16 protein-coding genes are annotated in these 16,876 nt (G+C 60.8%); 7 read left to right on the forward strand and 9 right to left on the reverse strand.

Annotated elements, in window-relative coordinates; translation table 11 throughout:
- Positions 1-443: 443 nt before the first annotated feature.
- The 5 genes from LB577_RS05245 to LB577_RS05265 all read left to right on the forward strand — a co-directional run bounded on the left by LB577_RS05245 (position 444) and on the right by LB577_RS05265 (position 4,153).
- Positions 444-1,847: a hypothetical protein gene (locus LB577_RS05245; RefSeq protein WP_411969203.1), complete on the forward strand. Its 1,404-nt coding sequence runs from the start codon at positions 444-446 to the stop codon at positions 1,845-1,847.
- A gap of 357 nt (positions 1,848-2,204) precedes the next feature.
- Positions 2,205-2,408 carry a CsbD family protein gene (locus LB577_RS05250; RefSeq protein ID WP_023768098.1) on the forward strand — a complete coding sequence of 68 codons (204 nt, stop codon included), beginning with the start codon at positions 2,205-2,207 and terminating at the stop codon, positions 2,406-2,408.
- A gap of 98 nt (positions 2,409-2,506) precedes the next feature.
- Entirely contained in the window at positions 2,507-2,749 is a 243-nt protein-coding gene (locus tag LB577_RS05255; RefSeq protein WP_224685842.1) for a hypothetical protein, read from the forward strand.
- 581 nt (positions 2,750-3,330) lie between these two features.
- The gene (locus LB577_RS05260; RefSeq protein ID WP_224685843.1) at positions 3,331-3,636 is read left to right on the forward strand and encodes a hypothetical protein; all 306 of its coding nucleotides are present in this window, start codon (positions 3,331-3,333) and stop codon (positions 3,634-3,636) included.
- Between the two features lie 91 nt (positions 3,637-3,727).
- Positions 3,728-4,153 carry a c-type cytochrome gene (locus tag LB577_RS05265; protein ID WP_224685844.1) on the forward strand — a complete coding sequence of 142 codons (426 nt, stop codon included), beginning with the start codon at positions 3,728-3,730 and terminating at the stop codon, positions 4,151-4,153.
- Here the strand turns inward: LB577_RS05265 and LB577_RS05270 are convergent.
- From LB577_RS05270 to LB577_RS05310, 9 genes are all read right to left on the reverse strand, one after another.
- On the reverse strand, positions 4,125-5,489 hold the full coding sequence (locus LB577_RS05270; protein ID WP_224685845.1) for a c-type cytochrome: 1,365 nt from the start codon (positions 5,487-5,489) through the stop codon (positions 4,125-4,127). The genes LB577_RS05265 and LB577_RS05270 overlap by 29 nt on opposite strands.
- Positions 5,490-5,539: 50 nt before the next feature.
- Positions 5,540-5,881 (reverse strand): hypothetical protein, encoded by a 342-nt coding sequence (locus LB577_RS05275; RefSeq protein ID WP_224685846.1) that lies wholly within the window; start codon positions 5,879-5,881, stop codon positions 5,540-5,542.
- Between the two features lies 1 nt (position 5,882).
- A complete protein-coding gene (locus LB577_RS05280) occupies positions 5,883-6,485 on the reverse strand; it encodes a heme-copper oxidase subunit III (protein ID WP_023780203.1) in 603 nt (200 codons plus the stop codon).
- Complete coding sequence (ctaD, locus tag LB577_RS05285) at positions 6,482-8,422, reverse strand: cytochrome c oxidase subunit I (protein ID WP_224685848.1); 1,941 nt, start codon at positions 8,420-8,422, stop codon at positions 6,482-6,484. The genes LB577_RS05280 and ctaD overlap by 4 nt, the downstream gene beginning before the upstream one ends.
- Positions 8,419-9,519: a cytochrome c oxidase subunit II gene (coxB, locus tag LB577_RS05290; RefSeq protein WP_411969196.1), complete on the reverse strand. Its 1,101-nt coding sequence runs from the start codon at positions 9,517-9,519 to the stop codon at positions 8,419-8,421. Before coxB ends, ctaD begins: the two co-directional genes overlap by 4 nt.
- 134 nt (positions 9,520-9,653) lie before the next feature.
- Positions 9,654-10,532 carry a cytochrome c oxidase assembly protein gene (locus tag LB577_RS05295; protein ID WP_224685850.1) on the reverse strand — a complete coding sequence of 293 codons (879 nt, stop codon included), beginning with the start codon at positions 10,530-10,532 and terminating at the stop codon, positions 9,654-9,656.
- Positions 10,533-10,590: 58 nt separating this feature from the next.
- Positions 10,591-11,553, reverse strand: coding sequence for an alpha/beta fold hydrolase (locus tag LB577_RS05300; RefSeq protein WP_224685852.1), 963 nt, complete (start codon positions 11,551-11,553; stop codon positions 10,591-10,593).
- 25 nt (positions 11,554-11,578) lie between these two features.
- A complete protein-coding gene (locus tag LB577_RS05305) occupies positions 11,579-13,333 on the reverse strand; it encodes a thiamine pyrophosphate-dependent enzyme (protein ID WP_224685853.1) in 1,755 nt (584 codons plus the stop codon).
- Between the two features lie 105 nt (positions 13,334-13,438).
- On the reverse strand, positions 13,439-14,437 hold the full coding sequence (locus LB577_RS05310) for an ATP-dependent DNA ligase (protein WP_224685855.1): 999 nt from the start codon (positions 14,435-14,437) through the stop codon (positions 13,439-13,441).
- 184 nt (positions 14,438-14,621) lie between these two features.
- On the opposite strand from LB577_RS05310, the gene LB577_RS05315 reads away from it, so the two are divergent.
- Together LB577_RS05315 and LB577_RS05320 are read left to right on the forward strand one after the other, a co-directional pair.
- Complete coding sequence (locus LB577_RS05315; RefSeq protein WP_224685856.1) at positions 14,622-15,269, forward strand: LysE family translocator; 648 nt, start codon at positions 14,622-14,624, stop codon at positions 15,267-15,269.
- Positions 15,270-15,540: 271 nt separating this feature from the next.
- A complete protein-coding gene (locus LB577_RS05320) occupies positions 15,541-16,833 on the forward strand; it encodes an Nramp family divalent metal transporter (protein ID WP_224685857.1) in 1,293 nt (430 codons plus the stop codon).
- The last annotated feature ends 43 nt before the right edge of the window (positions 16,834-16,876 follow it).

Here is a 16,876-nt window from a genome sequence, read left to right on the forward strand (position 1 = left end):
CGGAGAAATTCGACCAACTGGATGCAGTCCTGCTCGGACCGGCGAGGAAGCCAACTCCACGAAGGGCAGATGGTTCCCGACACAGGCTTCGGGTTGCTGAACGGGCAGCACAAGAGTTTGGATACGATTGAGTACGCTATGAACTGGGTGGGCAGATACACGTCCTCTTCGATTTCATCCGGCGGCTGCTAAGGGCATTTGCGGCGGCGGTGTAGGCAGCCTGAATGTCGCCCAGGGCCTGAACAAATAGCCAAAGCACGACAACCCTCGAGCTCCTCAGACTGGTGCTGCGCCTCGCCACGCTGGTCTCGTCCATGCGGCCGGCTTGGTCGGGATCGGCCATGGCAGCCGCCTCTTTCGGAATGGAAGGTGATGCGATACATTAGCAATTCGTTAAGTGTGCCCGGAGGCCAGCCTATGGTGAGCGTAAGGGGTGTGTCGTGGTGAGTTTCAAATCTCTAATCAAGCGGGCCGAGAACGTAGACAAGGAATTTCAGGAATTCCAATCGGACCTGGCCGAAGCAATCGAGGACTGCCTTTCGACCGATGGGCAGGGTTCGGAAGGTGCGGAAGTGCCGGCAAACGAGGACACTGGCCCTGCTGAAGGCGAAAGCGACGCGCCGTCCGTGAGGTTGACACCGCACACACAGACCCGGCTTGCTGCCCTGGAGGCCGTCGCCGGGCTTTTCCGGGACGGGCAAGGCCACCTGGAAGAGATCGAAACCAGATTGGCCGAGATAGCCACCGCGCATCGCATGACGCGCGAGATTCTGAACGTCCTGCATCGCGATACCCTGAGGGCCAACGAGTTGGAACTGGCCAATGTCGCTTTGACCACGGAACACAAGTCCTTGTCGGAACAATTGCTCGACACCGGCCGCAAGCTGCGCGAACTCGACCGTGCAGCCGAGGTCTGGCAACAGCGCGAGGCCGGCATAGTCCAGGACCGCGAGTCGCTGCGTACAGCGCTTGCGAAGGCACGGCTCGAGCTGGTGGAAATGGGCCATGAGAGTGCAAGGCGCGAAACGCAGTTCGGCGAGATCGTCAATGCCCTGACCGTCAAAACCGTCGAGGTCGACAGACGCGCAAGCGAGAACAAGCTGCTGCGCGAAAAGCAGGTCGGCCTTTCGGTCGAGCTCGAGCAGGTGCAAAAGCGGGAGACCGAGGCTCGGCATAAACTGGACGAGTTCGCGGCAACTCACGCCAACGAAAGCGCGCACATAGCCGAGCTGTTGGCGCAACTTGGCAGGCACGAGAAGGAAGGAGCCCGGCTGCAGAAGTCACTGGAGACCACGCATGCCAAGCTCGCCGAGGCAACCGAGGCGGCCCGCATCGTGGAAAGCGACAGCGCTGGCGAACGGGCGCGCGCCCACGCGGAGATGCGCGGGCTGCGTTCCGAGATAGAGGAGTTGCGATCGAGGCTGGAGAAGGAAACCAACAACAGCAGCGAAACCTCCGCCGAGATCACCCTGCTCAGAACCCAGGTTAACGATTTCGCGACCGAGCGCCGGATCGCGGAGGAAAGGCTTGTCGCCCTCAAAACCGAGAGCGAAGGCGACAAGAAAAACCTGTCGGCGGTCAGCACCAACCTATCGGAGCTTTCATTGCAACTGGCTTCAGACCAGATACAGCTCGATATCCAGAGGCAGGAATGCGAAGATCTGCGCGCCGAGATCGTGACTCTTGACGCGCGCATTAAGGAATTGCTGCCCTACGAGCGGTTGCACCGAGTGACCGACGCGAGATCGCGCAAAGACGCTGTGTTGCCCACAAATGGACATATCGTCGAAGCGGCGCCGCGCGCGAGGCGCACATCTCGACGTCAGATGCGCGCTAATGCCGGGTAGCGCAACGCCCGGAACCGGTGTCGCTGCGGGAACATCGCTCAGCGAAGAGCTTGGTCACAAAGCCGCTGAACCAGGCGTGGTGCGCTTGCGTGGAAACGAACAATATTTGGCAGTAATTTCAATGCTTTATAGGTTATTCAAACAATCGAGTGGGAATGATTCACACCCACTCAAACGCCGCCGAAACACGCCGATCTGCGACGTAACTATCTGACACGAATATAAATCCTATCAAGAACAATAAGCGACAATTGGTACGCAGAGATTGGCTCTGACGGACCTCCCTGTTTCCAGGAACATACTTGCCTGGATTGCGTTTCCTATTCCGGACCTTTCGGAAACAGGGAGAACGGTGTCATGGACTGGAACCGCGTGGAAGGAAACTGGAAACAGGTGAAAGGCAAGGTCAAGGAGCAGTGGGGTAAACTCACCGACGATGACCTTGACCGCATCGCCGGCAAGCGCGATCAGCTCGAAGGCAAGATCCAGGAGCGTTACGGCATCGAGAAGGATCGTGTGCGGCGCGATGTCGATGATTGGTACAGCCGGCAAGGTTGGTAGGCGTCAGACCTTGTGCGCCGGCGGTCGCCGCGCCTTTGTAGCGCTCCAGGTGGAACAATATACCGACATCGAAATTCTCCTATCAAAGGAGGCGAGTGATGGAACTCATTGATACTCGGGTGCTCCACCAAGCAGGAGCCGACTGGGTCGAATTCCATGGAGAAGGCGGCGAGTCCGTCAGAGTGACGCTTGCCGCCGGCGACAGGAACCGGACAGGCGATGAAATCATAAATGCCGCCAAAGCCGTGCTGGTGCAGGTCGCGACATTCGGCATGGCGGACGAACAAGCCAATGCCCGCGCGCCACAGGCTCCGGCATTCACCGTTGCCAGGCAGAACTGACATGGACCTGTTTAGACGTGTTGTTGAATTCCTCGGAAGGACGCGGTCGCCTCAAGCCTCCGGTGACATGCTCACACAGACGGGAGCTGGCCCAGCTGTTGCGGCCCACTCAAAGGATGCGGCCTCGAACACCCCGACAGGCCACAATCCGCTGGCCACGGCAAAGAAAGCACGGGTCGAAAGACGGCGACACGGGCTGCTGGACGTTGATTGACACCGCGTCGGGCACAAGCCCGAGGCGCATCTTAGGCGGAATTCGTAGCAAGGAATCGTGCAGTGGCAGAAAATCTTTCGCGAGAGAAGGAGCAACAAGGTACCAGGAGGTTAATGATGTGGGCGGTCGCGGCTGTGGCCGTGATCTTTATAGTTCTGCTCGCTCTGTTCGTGTTCGGCCCTTGGGCGTGATTTGGTGACTTGGCTGTCTTCCTGCCGATCCGACAGGATCGTGGCGCTCGCGACATTAGGAGCGTGGGAAGAGACGCGATCCTTCCGAGAATTTCGCTCGATGCGATTTCAGCCGGAACATATCGGGAAGCGGCCGGTTTGGTGGAGGCAATACGCACAACCCAAGGAGACCCACCATGACCATCAAACTTCTCTCCGCCACTGCGCTTGCACTCGCACTGGCAACATCTGCAATGGCCCAATCGAACGCTTCTGGCTCAAACAACGGGTCGGGCTCGACGCCCGGAACCGTGAATGGTGCCACCACCGGCTCTGGTTCTGGCTCCGGGGCATCGACCACGCCCGTTGACCCGAACGCGACGAATTCGACAACCAATTCGAACGGCATGACCGACCGCTGTAAGGATGCCGCCGGCAACGACACCGACAACAACACCGCCTCCGGCACCACGACATCGAACATGCAGAACTGCAACAAATGAGCCGGTGCCTTAGAGCGCTGCCGGACGCCCCCTCTTGCGACTTGGCGAAGATCCGGCAGCGTTTTTGCGGATGCCATAGCGGCAGACGCAGATGAGCCGAGAGGCCGTCGGGCAAGCGCCATCCCTACTCTTGTGGGTGGCAGGCACATCAGCGGCGGTCGTCATTGCTTTGGCGGTCTGCGCCATCGGATCGGTCCGCGACAACAATTTGCGTGAAACCACCATTGTGCAGGCCATCGGCGGCGACCCTGAACGGGCCGTCCCGGCAATGATCCGCAACGGCTGTGGCGGATGTCACGAAATCCCGGGGGTGCCCGGTGCCCGTGGTACCGTCGGTCCATCCCTGCAAGGCGTCGTCGAAAGAGGATATATCGGGGCGTCGCGAGCCACCCCGGATGCGATGATGCAATGGATCAGCAGGGCGCGGGACGTAGACCCGAAGACGGCCATGCCCAATACAAATCTGTCGCCTCAAGAGGCGCGTGACATTACCGCCTATCTCTATGCGCGAACATAAGGCGCGCCGAAATCATCCCACGGTGCAGGCGTCTTGCCAGCAGAAGCAGCAGCCCAAGCATCAACACGGCGCCGCCCACCACGAGTGATTGAGCCACCAGGACCATGATTGTCTGGCTTGTTGTCGAGCCTGCCCGCATCTGTCGTACATCGGACGCGGTGACGCTGAGGTCGGGATTTCCGAACCGAGCGGTGACGTAATTTGCGAGGGCTGTCACCTGGCCATCGTCCAGCCAACCGCCGAAGGCCGCCATTGATTTGCGCCCCGCGACGTCACCAGCCTTGATGCCTTCAAGGATCGTCATGACGACATTCTCAGGCGTGGCTGCGCCGAGGGCGGTGTTGTGGATCAATGAGGGATAGGACCCGTCAGGTGATCCGCTTCCATTCATCCCATGGCATCCCGAACAGAGCGACCGACAGAGAGTATCGCCGTCTGTGCTCCCGCTGCCCTGCGTCTTGGCTCCAGCACCGCCGGCGGTCACGGGCGCATTGCCCCACGAGAAACGCGGCTGTCGCTCGTCTCCCGGTTGAGCGGGCACATCCCTGAGGTAGGCGACCATGGCGTGGATGTCTTCATCGGAAAGGTGTTGCAGGCTGTTCATGACTGTCTCCGCCATCGGACCGCCCGCATAGGCCTTCCCAGGCACGGCGCCGGTTTTGAGAAATCGAAACAGCTCCTCATCGCTCCAGCCGCCCACGCCCGCGATCTTGTCACCGGTGATGTTGAAGGCTTGCCAGATGCCGGCGGTGCCGCCGGCAAGCTTGCGATTTTCATCCATGCCGAATGTCGTATTTCGCGGCGTGTGGCAGGCACCGCAGTGGCCGAGCACCTCGACAAGATAGGCGCCTCTGTTCCATCCGGCGGTTCGGCTTGGATCCGGCGTAAAATTGCTGGTGCGCAAGTTCGCGAGCTTCCATAACACAAGGATCCAGCGCTGGTTGAATGGAAAAGGCAGGATGTTTTGTGGCCGCGGCTGCGAGATCGCTGGCTGCGCCAACAGATAGGCCCGGACTGCGAGCACGTCTTCGCGGCTCATTGCGGCGAAGCTGTCATAGGGCATGGCGGGATAGAGATCGGCTCCGTCGCGCCTGATACCTTTCTGGACGGCTCGCACGAACTCGTCCGCGGAATAGCGTCCGATGCCTGTGTCCGGATCCGGTGTGATGTTGGTGGAATACACATCGCCAAACGGTGTCGGCACGCGATAGCCACCGGCGAACGGGCGGCTCGGATTCGATGTATGGCAGCCTACGCAATCGGCGGCCCTGGCGAGATATTCGCCTTTCTGGATTTCGTTCGCCCACAATTGCGTGCAAAGCGTCAACGATGCCAAGAAGACCGCTACCGCCTGAGAGGTTACGCCCGGGGTCCCCTTCGGCATCGTCACAATTCGCACCCGCTGAAGATCAGCCCTGCCACCAATTGCGCCAGCAAGATAAGCGTAAACAGCGCCCCGATGCCCACCGAAGCCCTGGCCAGAAACGCGCGCGTCCGCGCCTTCGAGGGTGGGCTTCTACCATGCCTTCGGTCGTGAATGGCGCGCCACGACAGCAGCGCGCCCGCCATTGCGGCAGCGGCGCCTATCAATGAGAACAAGGCAGTGGGACGAAAGCCGGCGTGGCATTGCCAGAATGCAATCGAATAATCGAGCTGCAGCGTTATTGCCCATGCAACTGGTCCACTGACCAGGCCTGCCCAGGAAACGCCGATACGGATCGCCTGCATCTCACATCCTTGGAGCCCAATAGATAACAAGATAGAGCACGACCCATGAGACGACCACGAAGTCCCAGTAGAAGGCATTGTCCGAGACGTCGCTGAAGCGCCGGCCCGCCTTGCCTTGTTGCGTGAACATGAGAACCGCTAGGACGATCGTGTCGCCGACATCGGTAAGAAGATGCGTCGTATGCAGCCCGAGCAGGAACCAGACGATCGATCCGTAAGCGTTCTGATCCCATGAGATCCGCAGCGCCGGAAATTCCCAGATGCGAACGATCAGCGGAAGAATTCCGACGATCGACATGACGACCACGCCGAGGCGAACCTTCGCGAGATCCTGACGGCGCGCCCAAAGTTCGACGAGGTGGTTGGGCACGATGCTCGCAACCAGAATGACCAATATCGCCGTACCCGGCAGCAGATCTGGCGCCGGCGCTCCGATCGGCCAATGCGGGGCCAGCACGGCCAGATAGAAATAGGTGCCGATCGCCAAGGCAAAACCTGTTGCCTCGAGAGCAATGAAGGCAAGGGTTCCCCACCACATCGGGCTCGCCGCTCCGAAATCATATGTGGGCAGATGGCTGACGTCGGCTACGGGGCGGTGCTTCATTCCTCGTCCTCCGGTTCGCCTTTGGGCCAGAACCAACAGATGAAGCCGATCGAAACCGGTATCGCGCCCCAGACCACCGCCCATGGCGTGTAGATCGAGCCGAGAAATGCGCCGCCAACCGCGATGGCTGACAGCAGCGGCCAGATTGAATTGTCAGCCGATGGCACCCTTACTTGCGGCACCGCGTCGGCGACCGTGCCGGCGAGCACCTCTCGTGCATCGACACGCAGACCTTCGACGACGGGGAGTATATCGGGCTCGGCCCAGAGCGGTTCGCGATGATTTACCACCGGCAGTCGCGAAAAATCATAGGAGGGCGGCGGCGAGGCCGTCGCCCATTCGAGCGTGCTCGCCCCCCAGGGATTGTCTCCGGCAATGCGGCCGTTGCGAAGGCTGAGCAGGATGTTGAGGAAGAAAAACGTAAAGCCAGCGACCACCACCAGCGACGAGAGGCTGATGAAGAGGTTCATCTCGCCCCAGCCGCTCGCCGGCGGGTAGGTATAGACCCGGCGGGGCATGCCTTGCAGGCCCAGAATGTGCATGGGGAAGAAAGTGAGGTTGAACCCGACGAAGAGCAGCCAGAAATTCCAGCGGCCCAGCCCCTCCGACAACATGCGCCCGGTGATCTTGGGAAACCAGTAATAGACTGCGCCGAGCAGGGGAAAGACGGCACCGCCGACCAGCACATAGTGGAAATGCGCAACCACGAAGTAGGTGTCGTGCACCTGCAGGTCGAGCGGCACCGAGGCGACCATGACCCCGGTCAGGCCGCCGATCACAAAGGTGAATATGAAGCCGAGCACGAAAAGCATGGGCGTGGCCAAGATCGGCCGGCCGCCCCAGATCGTCGCGATCCAGCAGAAGATCTGAATGCCGCTCGGAATGGCGATCATCATCGAGGAAGCGGTGAAGAAGCTCTCGCCAAGTTGCGGCAGGCCGGTGGCGAACATGTGGTGCACCCACAGTCCGAAAGAAAGAAAGCCGATCGCGACCAGCGACAGCACGATCCCGAGATAGCCGAACACCGGGCGGCGGACGAAAGTCGGCAGGATCGCTGAGACGAAGCCGGTCGCCGGGATGAAGATGATATAGACTTCGGGATGGCCGAAGAACCAGAACAGATGCTGCCACAGCAACTCATCGCCCCCTGCATTGGGGTCGAAGAACTTCGTGCCGACCAGCCGGTCGAGGATCAGCATCGTGCTCGACACCATCACCGCGGGCATGGCGAACAGGATGACGAAAGCCGTGACGAGGACCGACCAGACGTAGAGCGGGATGCGGTCGAGCGACATGCCCGGCGCGCGCTGTTTGAACACCGTCGCGATGATCTCCACCGCGACCGCGAGTGCGGACACTTCGGTATAGGTCACCATCTGGGCCCAGAAGTCGGGGCGCTTGCCGATGCCATATTCGGGTCCGGCGAGCGGCACATAGGAAAACCAACCGGCATCCGCGCCCGTTTCGAAGGCGAAGGCGATCCAGATCATCAGCCCGCCGCACAGATAGACCCAGTAGCTGAAGGCATTGAGCCGCGGAAAGGCGACGTTGCGGGTGCCGATCATCAACGGCACCAGGTAAATGGCGAATGCTTCCATCACCGGCACCGCGAACAGAAACATCATCGTCGTGCCATGCATGGTGAACAGCTGATTGTAGAGATCGGGGCCGATGTGGCCGGCCTCGGGCTGGGCAAGCTGGAAGCGCATGGCGAGCGCCGACAGACCCGCAAGGATGAGGAACAGGAAAGCTGTCACGATATAGCGCCGGCCGATCAGCTTGTGATCGACCGTGACCAACCAACCGTAAAAGCCTTTCGGCGTTCGCCAGGCATGCGCCAGAAAGGCCCGCAGCCTCACATCCTCGAGGCCGGTGTCGCGCACACCTTTCAGAGCCTGTTGTTCATATTCGGCCGATTTTCCCGCAGTGCCACTCATTCGAGGCTTCCGAGATAGGTGACGACCGCATTGAGATCGTCGGCGCTAAGCGCAATGCGCGGCATCTTGGCCCCGGGCTTCATCGACTGCGGATCGGCGATCCAGGCGGCAAGTGCCCCAGGGGTCATCGCCAGCGTATCCGCCGCCAGCGCGCGCCGGCTTGCGAGATGGCTAAGATCGGGTCCAACCGTTCCGCTGGCAGGCGTGCCTCTTATCGTGTGGCAGAGCGCACAGCCGGTGGAAAGAAAGGCTTGCTGGCCACGGCGTTCTTCCTCGCCGGCAGGCGCGGATGCGGCGGTGTTTTGCCTGGATTGCCACGCGTCGAACGCTTCGCGGCTTTCCGCGATGACCGTGATGGCCATATGGGCGTGCTGATAGCCGCAGAATTCGGCACACTGGCCACGATAGATGCCAGGCTTGTCGGCAATGAGCGTGAGCTCACTTGGCCGGCCCGGGATGAGATCCCGTTTGCCGGCAAGGCCTGGCACCCAGAAGCTGTGAATGACATCGAGTGAATCGAGTTCGACCTTGACCGGTTCGCCAACCGGGACATGGATTTCATTTGCCGTGACGATCGACTGCGACGGGTCGTCTTTGGGATAGCGTACCTCCCACCACCATTGATGCCCGGTGATCCGCACGACAAGCGTTTCCGTTCCGCTCAGCGAAGCAATGGATTTGCCCGCGAAGAAACTCGCTGTCGTCAAAATGATGAGCACCAGAACGGTCAACGCCGTGGCGCCGCCGACAGCGTGGGTAAACCGGCGTTCCTGGCGGGGATCGATCTCATGAGCTGAGCGCCCCCTATCCGCCAGGCGGCGCCGCAAAAGCGCTGCTCCCAAGGCGAGCATGACAAGCAACCATGTGCCCGCCGCAACCGCGCTGAAGGACCAGATCAGATCAAATATCTTTCGGGCATTTGCACCATGCGGATGGAGCGCGGATTGCCAGTCGCTGCATCCTGCCAGAACCAGCGTTGGCGCAATGCCGATCCAGCTCGAGACCTGTTTTGGATGGGCGGCCTTTGCTTGAACGCGGCGAGCCGAGCCGCCGCCGGACGGGATTTGCGTTGGGCAGGCGAAGGCAGGCGACAACAATGGGCGTGTCCGCTTGCGAAAGCGGGCCAACGGACTCATGCACCTTGCCATAAAGGCTCCACCATCGTTGCCAAAGCCATAACGCGACTGATTGCAAAAGGATGCTTGGCAACACCGTCCGCCTGAGCGCGGCTTCAGATGATGCGCATCGACGACGTTTGTCGCCGCCCGCTTGCGCGAATCCAGAAAGCGGCCAAGAAGAGTGCGGCTCCGCCATAGATCAGACCGGCGGGGATCCACATCATCAGGCCCGCAAGTTGCTGATCCTCAAGCGGGCTGAGACCCCACAATTGCGAGCCCACGGCATTTTCCGGGTACCACAGCCTGGGCGACACGACGAGCAACGCCCCGAGCAGGCCGGTGTGAAGCGAGGTGAAGAAAAGATGCGCGACCGCAGCGCCACCGTCTTGCTCGCGGCCAGGGCGAGGCAGCAGCACCCACCAGAACAAGAGCCCAGTGCCAAGGAAACTCGCGTGCTGGGCATAGTGCAGGAAGCCCTGCTGGAGCGCAGCCTCGAACAGTGCCGGGACATGCCAAACCCATATCGCGGCTCCATGCAGGACGGTCGCGACCACAGGGCGGCTGATGAACGCCCAGATTGCCCGAAGCACGTTTGCATGCCCGGCCGCGCCGAACACCTGGCGCAGTTGCGCCGGCAGTGCCCACATCATCGCCGCCATCGGGCGGGAAGCGACCAGCGGAGGCGCTGCGAGCGCCATCAGCAATTCATGCTCGATCATATGGGCCGCAAACACATGTTCGCCCAACGCATGGATCGGGCTTACAAGTGCCAACGCCAACGCGGCCCAGCCAGCAGAAAACAGCAAGGCCTGCCTCGATCGCAACGGGCGTCCGCGCTTGCTGCTTCGACGCCACAGCCGGCTGGCACCCGCGATATATAGGAACATGACCGCCAGGAGCGGTAATGTGATGGGGAGCGCCAGTGTCCAGCCAGCCTGGGGCGCGCCGTTGCCATAGCAAATGGAGGTCGAGAAGAGCGCGTCGAAGCTCATGGTTCGCACCCGTCACAAGGCCCGTCACAAGGAAAGGCACAGGAGCTGGACTCCCGGCTCATCTGGAAAGATCGAGGATCGCCCGCGCGAAAGCCTGTGGAGCTTCTCGCGGAACGAAGTGTCCCACATCAGGGAGAAGGCGGCGTTCATAGCCTGCGGTAAAGTATTTTTCCTTGCCTTCGGATGTGATCGGCAGATTGTCGCCGTCATCGGCGCCCTGGAGCATGAGTGTCGGAACGGCAATGTTGGGAGATTTGGCTAGGCGCCGTTCCACATCCTCGTGTTCCGGTGCGCCGTTGGCGTCATGCCAGCGCTGACGATAGGCGTGGAGGCTGATCTCGGCCCAGTCGGGGTTGTCGAGCGACGTTGCCATGGCATCGAACTCGGCGTCCCGTTCCGGCCATCGCGGCGACCAGCTTTCCCAGAGATATTTGCAGAGCCGTCTGCGGTCTTCGCGGTATGCCTTTTCTCCTTGCGTGGTGGAAACAAACCACTCGTACCAATATGATTTTGCCAGGTCATAAGGCATCTCGGTCGGCGACATGGCGGTGGCATAGCCTGCCGAAGCGGCAACAAGGCTCGTCACCCGCTTGGGGAACAGGGCCGCGACGCCATAGCCCGCACGCGCCCCCCAGTCATAGCCGGCGAGCAGAACGTCGTTCAGGTTCAGCACTTCCAGGAATTGCGACAGATCAAGCGTAAGGGCTGCGATGGCGCCGCTACGCATGACGGAACTCTGCAAAAATCGCGTCGGACCAGAGCCGCGAAGATAGGGCGCGTAGATACGAAAATTCCGATTGTCCAGAGTCTCGATCACTTTGTCCCAGCAGCTGATGTCATCGGGCCAGCCATGCACGAGCACAAGTGGTCTTCCATCCGTTGGTCCTGAGACCTCGTAGCCAATATCCAACTCACTCGTTCGACAACTGAGCAGCGATCCTCGTCGCGTGTTTGCCGACCTCCCGTACGAGCCAAATCGGGCCGCTTCGGCCGTTTGCACCTTCTCGACGACTTCGGTCATGTCCTCCTTCCGTGCCCTCTCTGCCTTAGGCATCCATCATCGACTTCGCCGGCTCCCGGGCGATATTTTCCTCGATGCGTTCGCGGCCCGGGGTGTGTGGTAACGCCTGGCGGAAATTCTTGGCGTAGTCGGGCGGCATTTTGGGCGGCATCAGCGGCTCATAGGCATCCACCACCGCTTCGATCACGACCGGACCCTCGGCCGCGAAAGCGTCGTCGAGAATCGTCTCGATCTGATCCGCGCGCTCGATGCGAAAGCCTCTCGCGCCCATTGCTTCCGCCGCCTTGGCAAAGTCGATCGGCTGCAATTCGCAACCGAATTGCGGGTTTCCCAAGAACATCATCTGCTCCCAGGCGATCTGATTGAGCATGTTGTTCTTGATGACCAGAAGCTTCAGCGGGATCTTGTAGCGCACCGCCGTCGAGAATTCGCCGAGTTGCATGGCAAAGCCGCCGTCGCCGACGATCGCGGCGACCGGCCGGCCGGGAAAAGCTATGCCGGCAGCGATGGCGTAGGCGAGGCCGCAAGCCATGGATGCAAGGGATCCGGAAACACCAAACGCTTGACCGTCGCGAAGATCGACATGGCGGGCGGCAAGCTCCGTGTTCTGACCGGAATCGGTGGCCAGCACCGTGTCGTCGGCCAGTCTTTGTCCGAACGCGCGGGCAACGGCTTGCGGTTTCAACGGCTGCGCCTCCGCGTCTTCCGACTGCCTCATCATCTCGCGCCATCTCGTCATGGTCGTCTGGCACCGTTGCAGGAATTCATCGGAGGGCTTCTGTGTCAGGCGCTGGTTGAGCGCACGCAATGTCTCGGCCGCATCGCCGACAAGACCAGCCTCGACCGGAAAGCGCAGCCCGATCCGCTGCGCATCGCAGTCGATCTGGACACCACGGGCCTGCCCGGGCTTCGGATAGTATTCAATGTAGGGGAAAGTGGAGCCGACGATCAGCACCGCGTCGCAGGTCTCCATCGCCTCTTGCGACGCCAGCGTTCCCAGGATGCCGATCCCGCCGGTCGTGTAAGGATGATCGTCCGGCAGCACCGCCTTGCCCAGCAAGGCTTTTGCGACGGGCGCCTGCAGCAGGCGCGCCGTGTCTTCGAGCTCGGCGGCCGCGCCGATGGCGCCGCGTCCGGCCAGGATCGCCACCCGCGAAGCGCCGTTGAGAATGGCGGCGGCTTTGTCCAGCTCGACGTCCAGCGGCATGTTGTGGCCGGCGAACATGTCCTGCGGCGTGTGTGCCGGGCGATTGCGCTTGGAGCGCTTCGACGCAGCGTCCTGCTGCTCCTGGACGTCGCTGGCGATCGACAGATGGGCGACGCCCTTGCGCGCCAGAGCGGTTCGGCAAGCGAGACTGGCGACGTTCTCCATATGCGCAGCATCGGCAACATGAGCGTTGTAGACGGCAACATCGTTGAAGACGCGCGTCAGATCGACATCCTGTTGCGTGAAGGTCTCGATCAGATCGTGGAACTGCATGCCCGTGATCGCCAGCACCGGAGCCTGGTCGAGCTTGGCATCGTAGAGGCCGGTCAGAAGATGCGTTCCGCCGGGCCCGGAAGTCGCCAGGCAGACGCCCAGCTTGCCTGTCCACTTGGCATAGGCGCATGCCATGAATGCAGCCGATTCCTCGTGCCGGACCTGAACGAAGGCTATTTTGTCGCGCCGGGTGCGCAGCGCCTCCATGACGCCGTTTATGCCGTCTCCCGGCAAGCCGAACACAACCTCTACGTTCCAGGCGACCAGTGTATCGACGAGAATTTCTGCTGCGTTTGGCATGTCAGGATGGCTCCAGTGGATGATGTCCGAACCGGTGAATCCCGAGTTGGTTCCTTCGTCACAAGAAATCGTGACATGTTTCTGAAAGCGAGTTCCCGGGAATGTCTATTCGATCTGCTCGAACGTGCATTGCCGTGGCGCCTTGTCGGGCCGCCAGCGAAGCAGCTTGGTCCCGTGGCGGAACCGGTTGCCGGTGACGTGGTCGAAGCGAACCTCCACCACAAGTTCAGGTTTCAGAGGTTCCCATTGTCCGCTACGCTCCGTGCTCCAGCGGCTCGGGCCGCCAGGCGCCTTGCCGGTGAACCCGGGCGCTGATCGCAGTCCTTCGAGCTGGCGCGTGAGCGCTCCTCTGTCGCCTCTGGCGATGGTCGACGTGAATCCGACATGATCGAGCTTGCCGTCGTCATTGTAGAGACCGAGGAGCAGCGAGCCAACCTCACGGCTCTCCGCGAGGTAACGAAAGCCACCGACAACGCAGTCGGCGGTGCGCCTCGGCTTCACCTTCACCATCGCACGTTCGCCGCACAGATAATGGTCATCGAGCATCTTGGCGACGATGCCGTCGGTCGATGCATGGCCGGCTCCCTTTAGCCATCGTGCCGCCGTCGCTGCATCATAAGTGCACTTCGACAGACGAAGATCTGGATTGTTCGAGGAGGTTACGAAATCCTCGATGGCTCTTCGCCTTTCAACAAGGGGTTGGCCCGTGATGATCTCGCCGCCCGGCCTGGCAAGCATGTCGAAGAGGATCAGGGTTGCAGGCGTCTGCGAGCTCAATTTGCGGATTCTGCTTTGTGCTGGGTGAAGTCGCATCTGCAGTGCCTCGAAGGAAAGCTCACCGTCAATCTCGATGACGATCTCGCCGTCGATGACGAAATGCCCGCGCTTGAGGTCGCGCAACACCGTCGTGATCTCTGGAAAATAGCGGCCGAGCGGCTTGCCGGATTTCGCGCGCAGCTCAACCGCATCCTCACTCTTGAAAGCCAGACAACGAAATCCGTCCCATTTGGGCTCGTATTGCCAGCGGCCCTCATCCTCGGGGACCGCGTCGGCAAGCTTGGCTTCCATCGGAGAGGTATCCAGCGGGAGTGGAAAGGCGGTCATCGCTTTATGTCCCGATCGGGCCTCCAAAACCGGTTCTGGCGGAACCCCTGCGTTTCAACTTCGAGGGTCGGCCCTGCGTTCCATCCATCGGTTCGTGCCAAAGCCTCGAAATTCTTCGCAACGGGATTTTCGATTACCGTCGGAACCTGGTGACGGCTGACGGCTTTGATATTCGGCAGCGCGTATGGAGATGCCCATCGATACCTCTTTATGGATAGCTTTCGTCGGAACCGTCATTCTCATGCAGGCGCCGCCAGGCCCCGACAGCATGCTGGTGATGGCTCGCGGCATCGGGCAAGGGCGCGGCGTGGCCCTGTTCACGGTGCTCGGCATGACACTGGGCGCCGGACTGGTGCAACTTCCGCTGGTTGCCTTTGGCCTGTCCTCGCTGGTCCGCGCCTCGCCGCTGGCGTTCAACCTGCTTCGATGGGCTGGCGCGGCCTATATCGTTTGGCTTGGGCTCCGGCTGCTGCTTTCATCCTCGGCAGCGATACCCGCGGATGGCGTCAGGCCGCTGCGGCCGCTTGCCGCCGCCCGCGAAGGCATGATCGCCAATCTGAGCAACCCTTGGCCTTTGATGTTCATGGTTGCGTTCCTGCCGCAATTTGTCGATCCGCATAGGGGCTTCGTCACGTTGCAACTGGTACTGCTCGGCGCGACGCAGAAGATAACCGGGGTGCTGGTGTTGGGGACCTATGCGCTTGCATCGGGCGCGATTGGCGCGTGGATCATGCGGCACCCTCGTGCAAGACTTTGGCAGCAGCGCCTCGCCGGCTTTTTCATCATTGGCCTTGGCGTGCGGATGGTGATCGGTGGCAGCACGAGCCGATGACGAAACGAATGAACCGCTTTTTCGCCCCTGACTAGTGGCATCGACGCCAGCGTTCTCCAGAATAGAGGCGTGCGTTTGCCGTGATTTTCGGCGCTAACGAAAGAGCCGCGTCAGACGAGATCGCGCTCGTCGCAACAGCGCTCTCCAGGAACAAAAAGCCTGACCAAAGGTTCGAGCCTCGTCTTAACGCAGCTTAGAACCCGCTTTGTGAGCATCCGGCTGGAATGTTTGTCATGACTTTTTGCGTGCCTTTGACAAAAACGCGCTTCCAATGAGCGGGCCACCTGATGCGGGCCAAAGGGCAGGCGAACGAAAAGAAGGCGGTGTGGTCCGGGCTCTCGGGCTGGGACTGATCACCGGGGCAGCCGACGACGACTGTTCGGCCATTGGCACCTACGCAAGTGCCGGGGCTCGGTTTGGGCCCGACCTGCTGTGGACGGCACCTGTCACGCTGCCGATGATGTATCTCGTCGTCTATCTTTCCTCCAAACTTGGTCAGGTTTCCGGCCGTGGGCTTTTCAAGGCCATATCCGATTTTTACCCACGTTGGCTGCTGTGGTCTGTGCTGGTGGGGGTACTGATTGGCAATACGATCGAGGCAGCCGCCGACCTTGGTGCGATGTCCGCGGCCATTATCTTGTTCGTTCCTCTGCCTGCTCCGCTGGTCGTCATTGCCATTGCGATCGTCATTTTTACCCTGCAGGTGTTCGGATCGTATAAATTGATCCGCAATGTGTTCCGGTGGCTGGCATTGGCTCTGCTCGCCTATGTGGTCTCCGCAGTGCTTGCCAAACCGGATGCGGCCTCGGTCCTGCGCGGCACGCTGTTGCCAAGGATAGAGTTCAGCCGCGAATACCTGTCCATTCTCGTCGCCATCGTCGGGACGACGCTCTCCGCATATCTCTACACGTGGCAGTCCAACCAGGAGGTGGAGGAGGAGATCGCCAAGGGCCGAAAGAGCCTCGAAGAGCGCAGGGGCGCCACTGAGAGCGAACTGCGCCGATCTCGCCGCGATATTCTGATCGGCATGACTTTTTCCAATCTGATCATGTATTTCATCATCCTTTCGACGGGGTCCACGCTCTACAAGGCCGGCCAGACGCAGATCGAGACCGCGGCGCAGGCGGCCGAAGCGCTGCGGCCGCTTGCCGGCGATGCGGCGGCAATTCTTTTTGCGGCCGGCGTAATTGGTGTCGGCTTTCTGGCTGTTCCGATCATGACGGCCGGCGCCGCTTTCGATTTCGCTCAGGCGATGGGATGGAAGAATGGTTTGAATGCCAAACCGCGTCAGGCTCCTAAATTCTATATGGCGATCGGGATGATCACGCTTGTGGCCGTCGGGCTCAACTTCTTCGGCTTCAATCCCATGAAAGCTTTGGTCTGGTCGGGCATCGTGCAAGGGTTTTCCACACCGCCCCTCCTGCTTCTCATTCTCATCATGACCAACAACCGCAAGATCATGGGAGACAAGGTCAATAGCACAAGCACGAACATCTTGGGCGGTGTGACGACGCTCGCGATTTTTGCGGCATCGGCCGGACTGGTGGCAAGCTGGTTCCTATAGTTCGCCGCGCGTGAAGGTTCAGGCGTGGTGGAACATCGGCGGT

It is taken from the genome of Mesorhizobium sp. B283B1A (assembly GCF_020165735.1).
In the GTDB taxonomy this organism is placed as follows: Bacteria; Pseudomonadota; Alphaproteobacteria; order Rhizobiales; family Rhizobiaceae; genus Mesorhizobium; species Mesorhizobium opportunistum.

Bases quoted from the DNA above. Each gene is read 5' to 3' on its own strand.
- LB577_RS05250 (WP_023768098.1), top strand. From the start codon at position 2,205: ATGGACTGGAACCGCGTGGAAGGAAACTGGAAACAGGTGAAAGGCAAG.
- LB577_RS05255 (WP_224685842.1), top strand. From the start codon at position 2,507: ATGGAACTCATTGATACTCGGGTGCTCCACCAAGCAGGAGCCGACTGG.
- LB577_RS05260 (WP_224685843.1), top strand. From the start codon at position 3,331: ATGACCATCAAACTTCTCTCCGCCACTGCGCTTGCACTCGCACTGGCA.
- LB577_RS05265 (WP_224685844.1), top strand. From the start codon at position 3,728: ATGAGCCGAGAGGCCGTCGGGCAAGCGCCATCCCTACTCTTGTGGGTG.
- LB577_RS05275 (WP_224685846.1), bottom strand. From the start codon at position 5,881: ATGCAGGCGATCCGTATCGGCGTTTCCTGGGCAGGCCTGGTCAGTGGA.
- LB577_RS05280 (WP_023780203.1), bottom strand. From the start codon at position 6,485: ATGAAGCACCGCCCCGTAGCCGACGTCAGCCATCTGCCCACATATGAT.
- ctaD (WP_224685848.1), bottom strand. From the start codon at position 8,422: ATGAGTGGCACTGCGGGAAAATCGGCCGAATATGAACAACAGGCTCTG.
- LB577_RS05295 (WP_224685850.1), bottom strand. From the start codon at position 10,532: ATGAGCTTCGACGCGCTCTTCTCGACCTCCATTTGCTATGGCAACGGC.
- LB577_RS05300 (WP_224685852.1), bottom strand. From the start codon at position 11,553: ATGACCGAAGTCGTCGAGAAGGTGCAAACGGCCGAAGCGGCCCGATTT.
- LB577_RS05305 (WP_224685853.1), bottom strand. From the start codon at position 13,333: ATGCCAAACGCAGCAGAAATTCTCGTCGATACACTGGTCGCCTGGAAC.
- LB577_RS05310 (WP_224685855.1), bottom strand. From the start codon at position 14,437: ATGACCGCCTTTCCACTCCCGCTGGATACCTCTCCGATGGAAGCCAAG.
- LB577_RS05315 (WP_224685856.1), top strand. From the start codon at position 14,622: ATGGAGATGCCCATCGATACCTCTTTATGGATAGCTTTCGTCGGAACC.
- LB577_RS05320 (WP_224685857.1), top strand. From the start codon at position 15,541: ATGAGCGGGCCACCTGATGCGGGCCAAAGGGCAGGCGAACGAAAAGAA.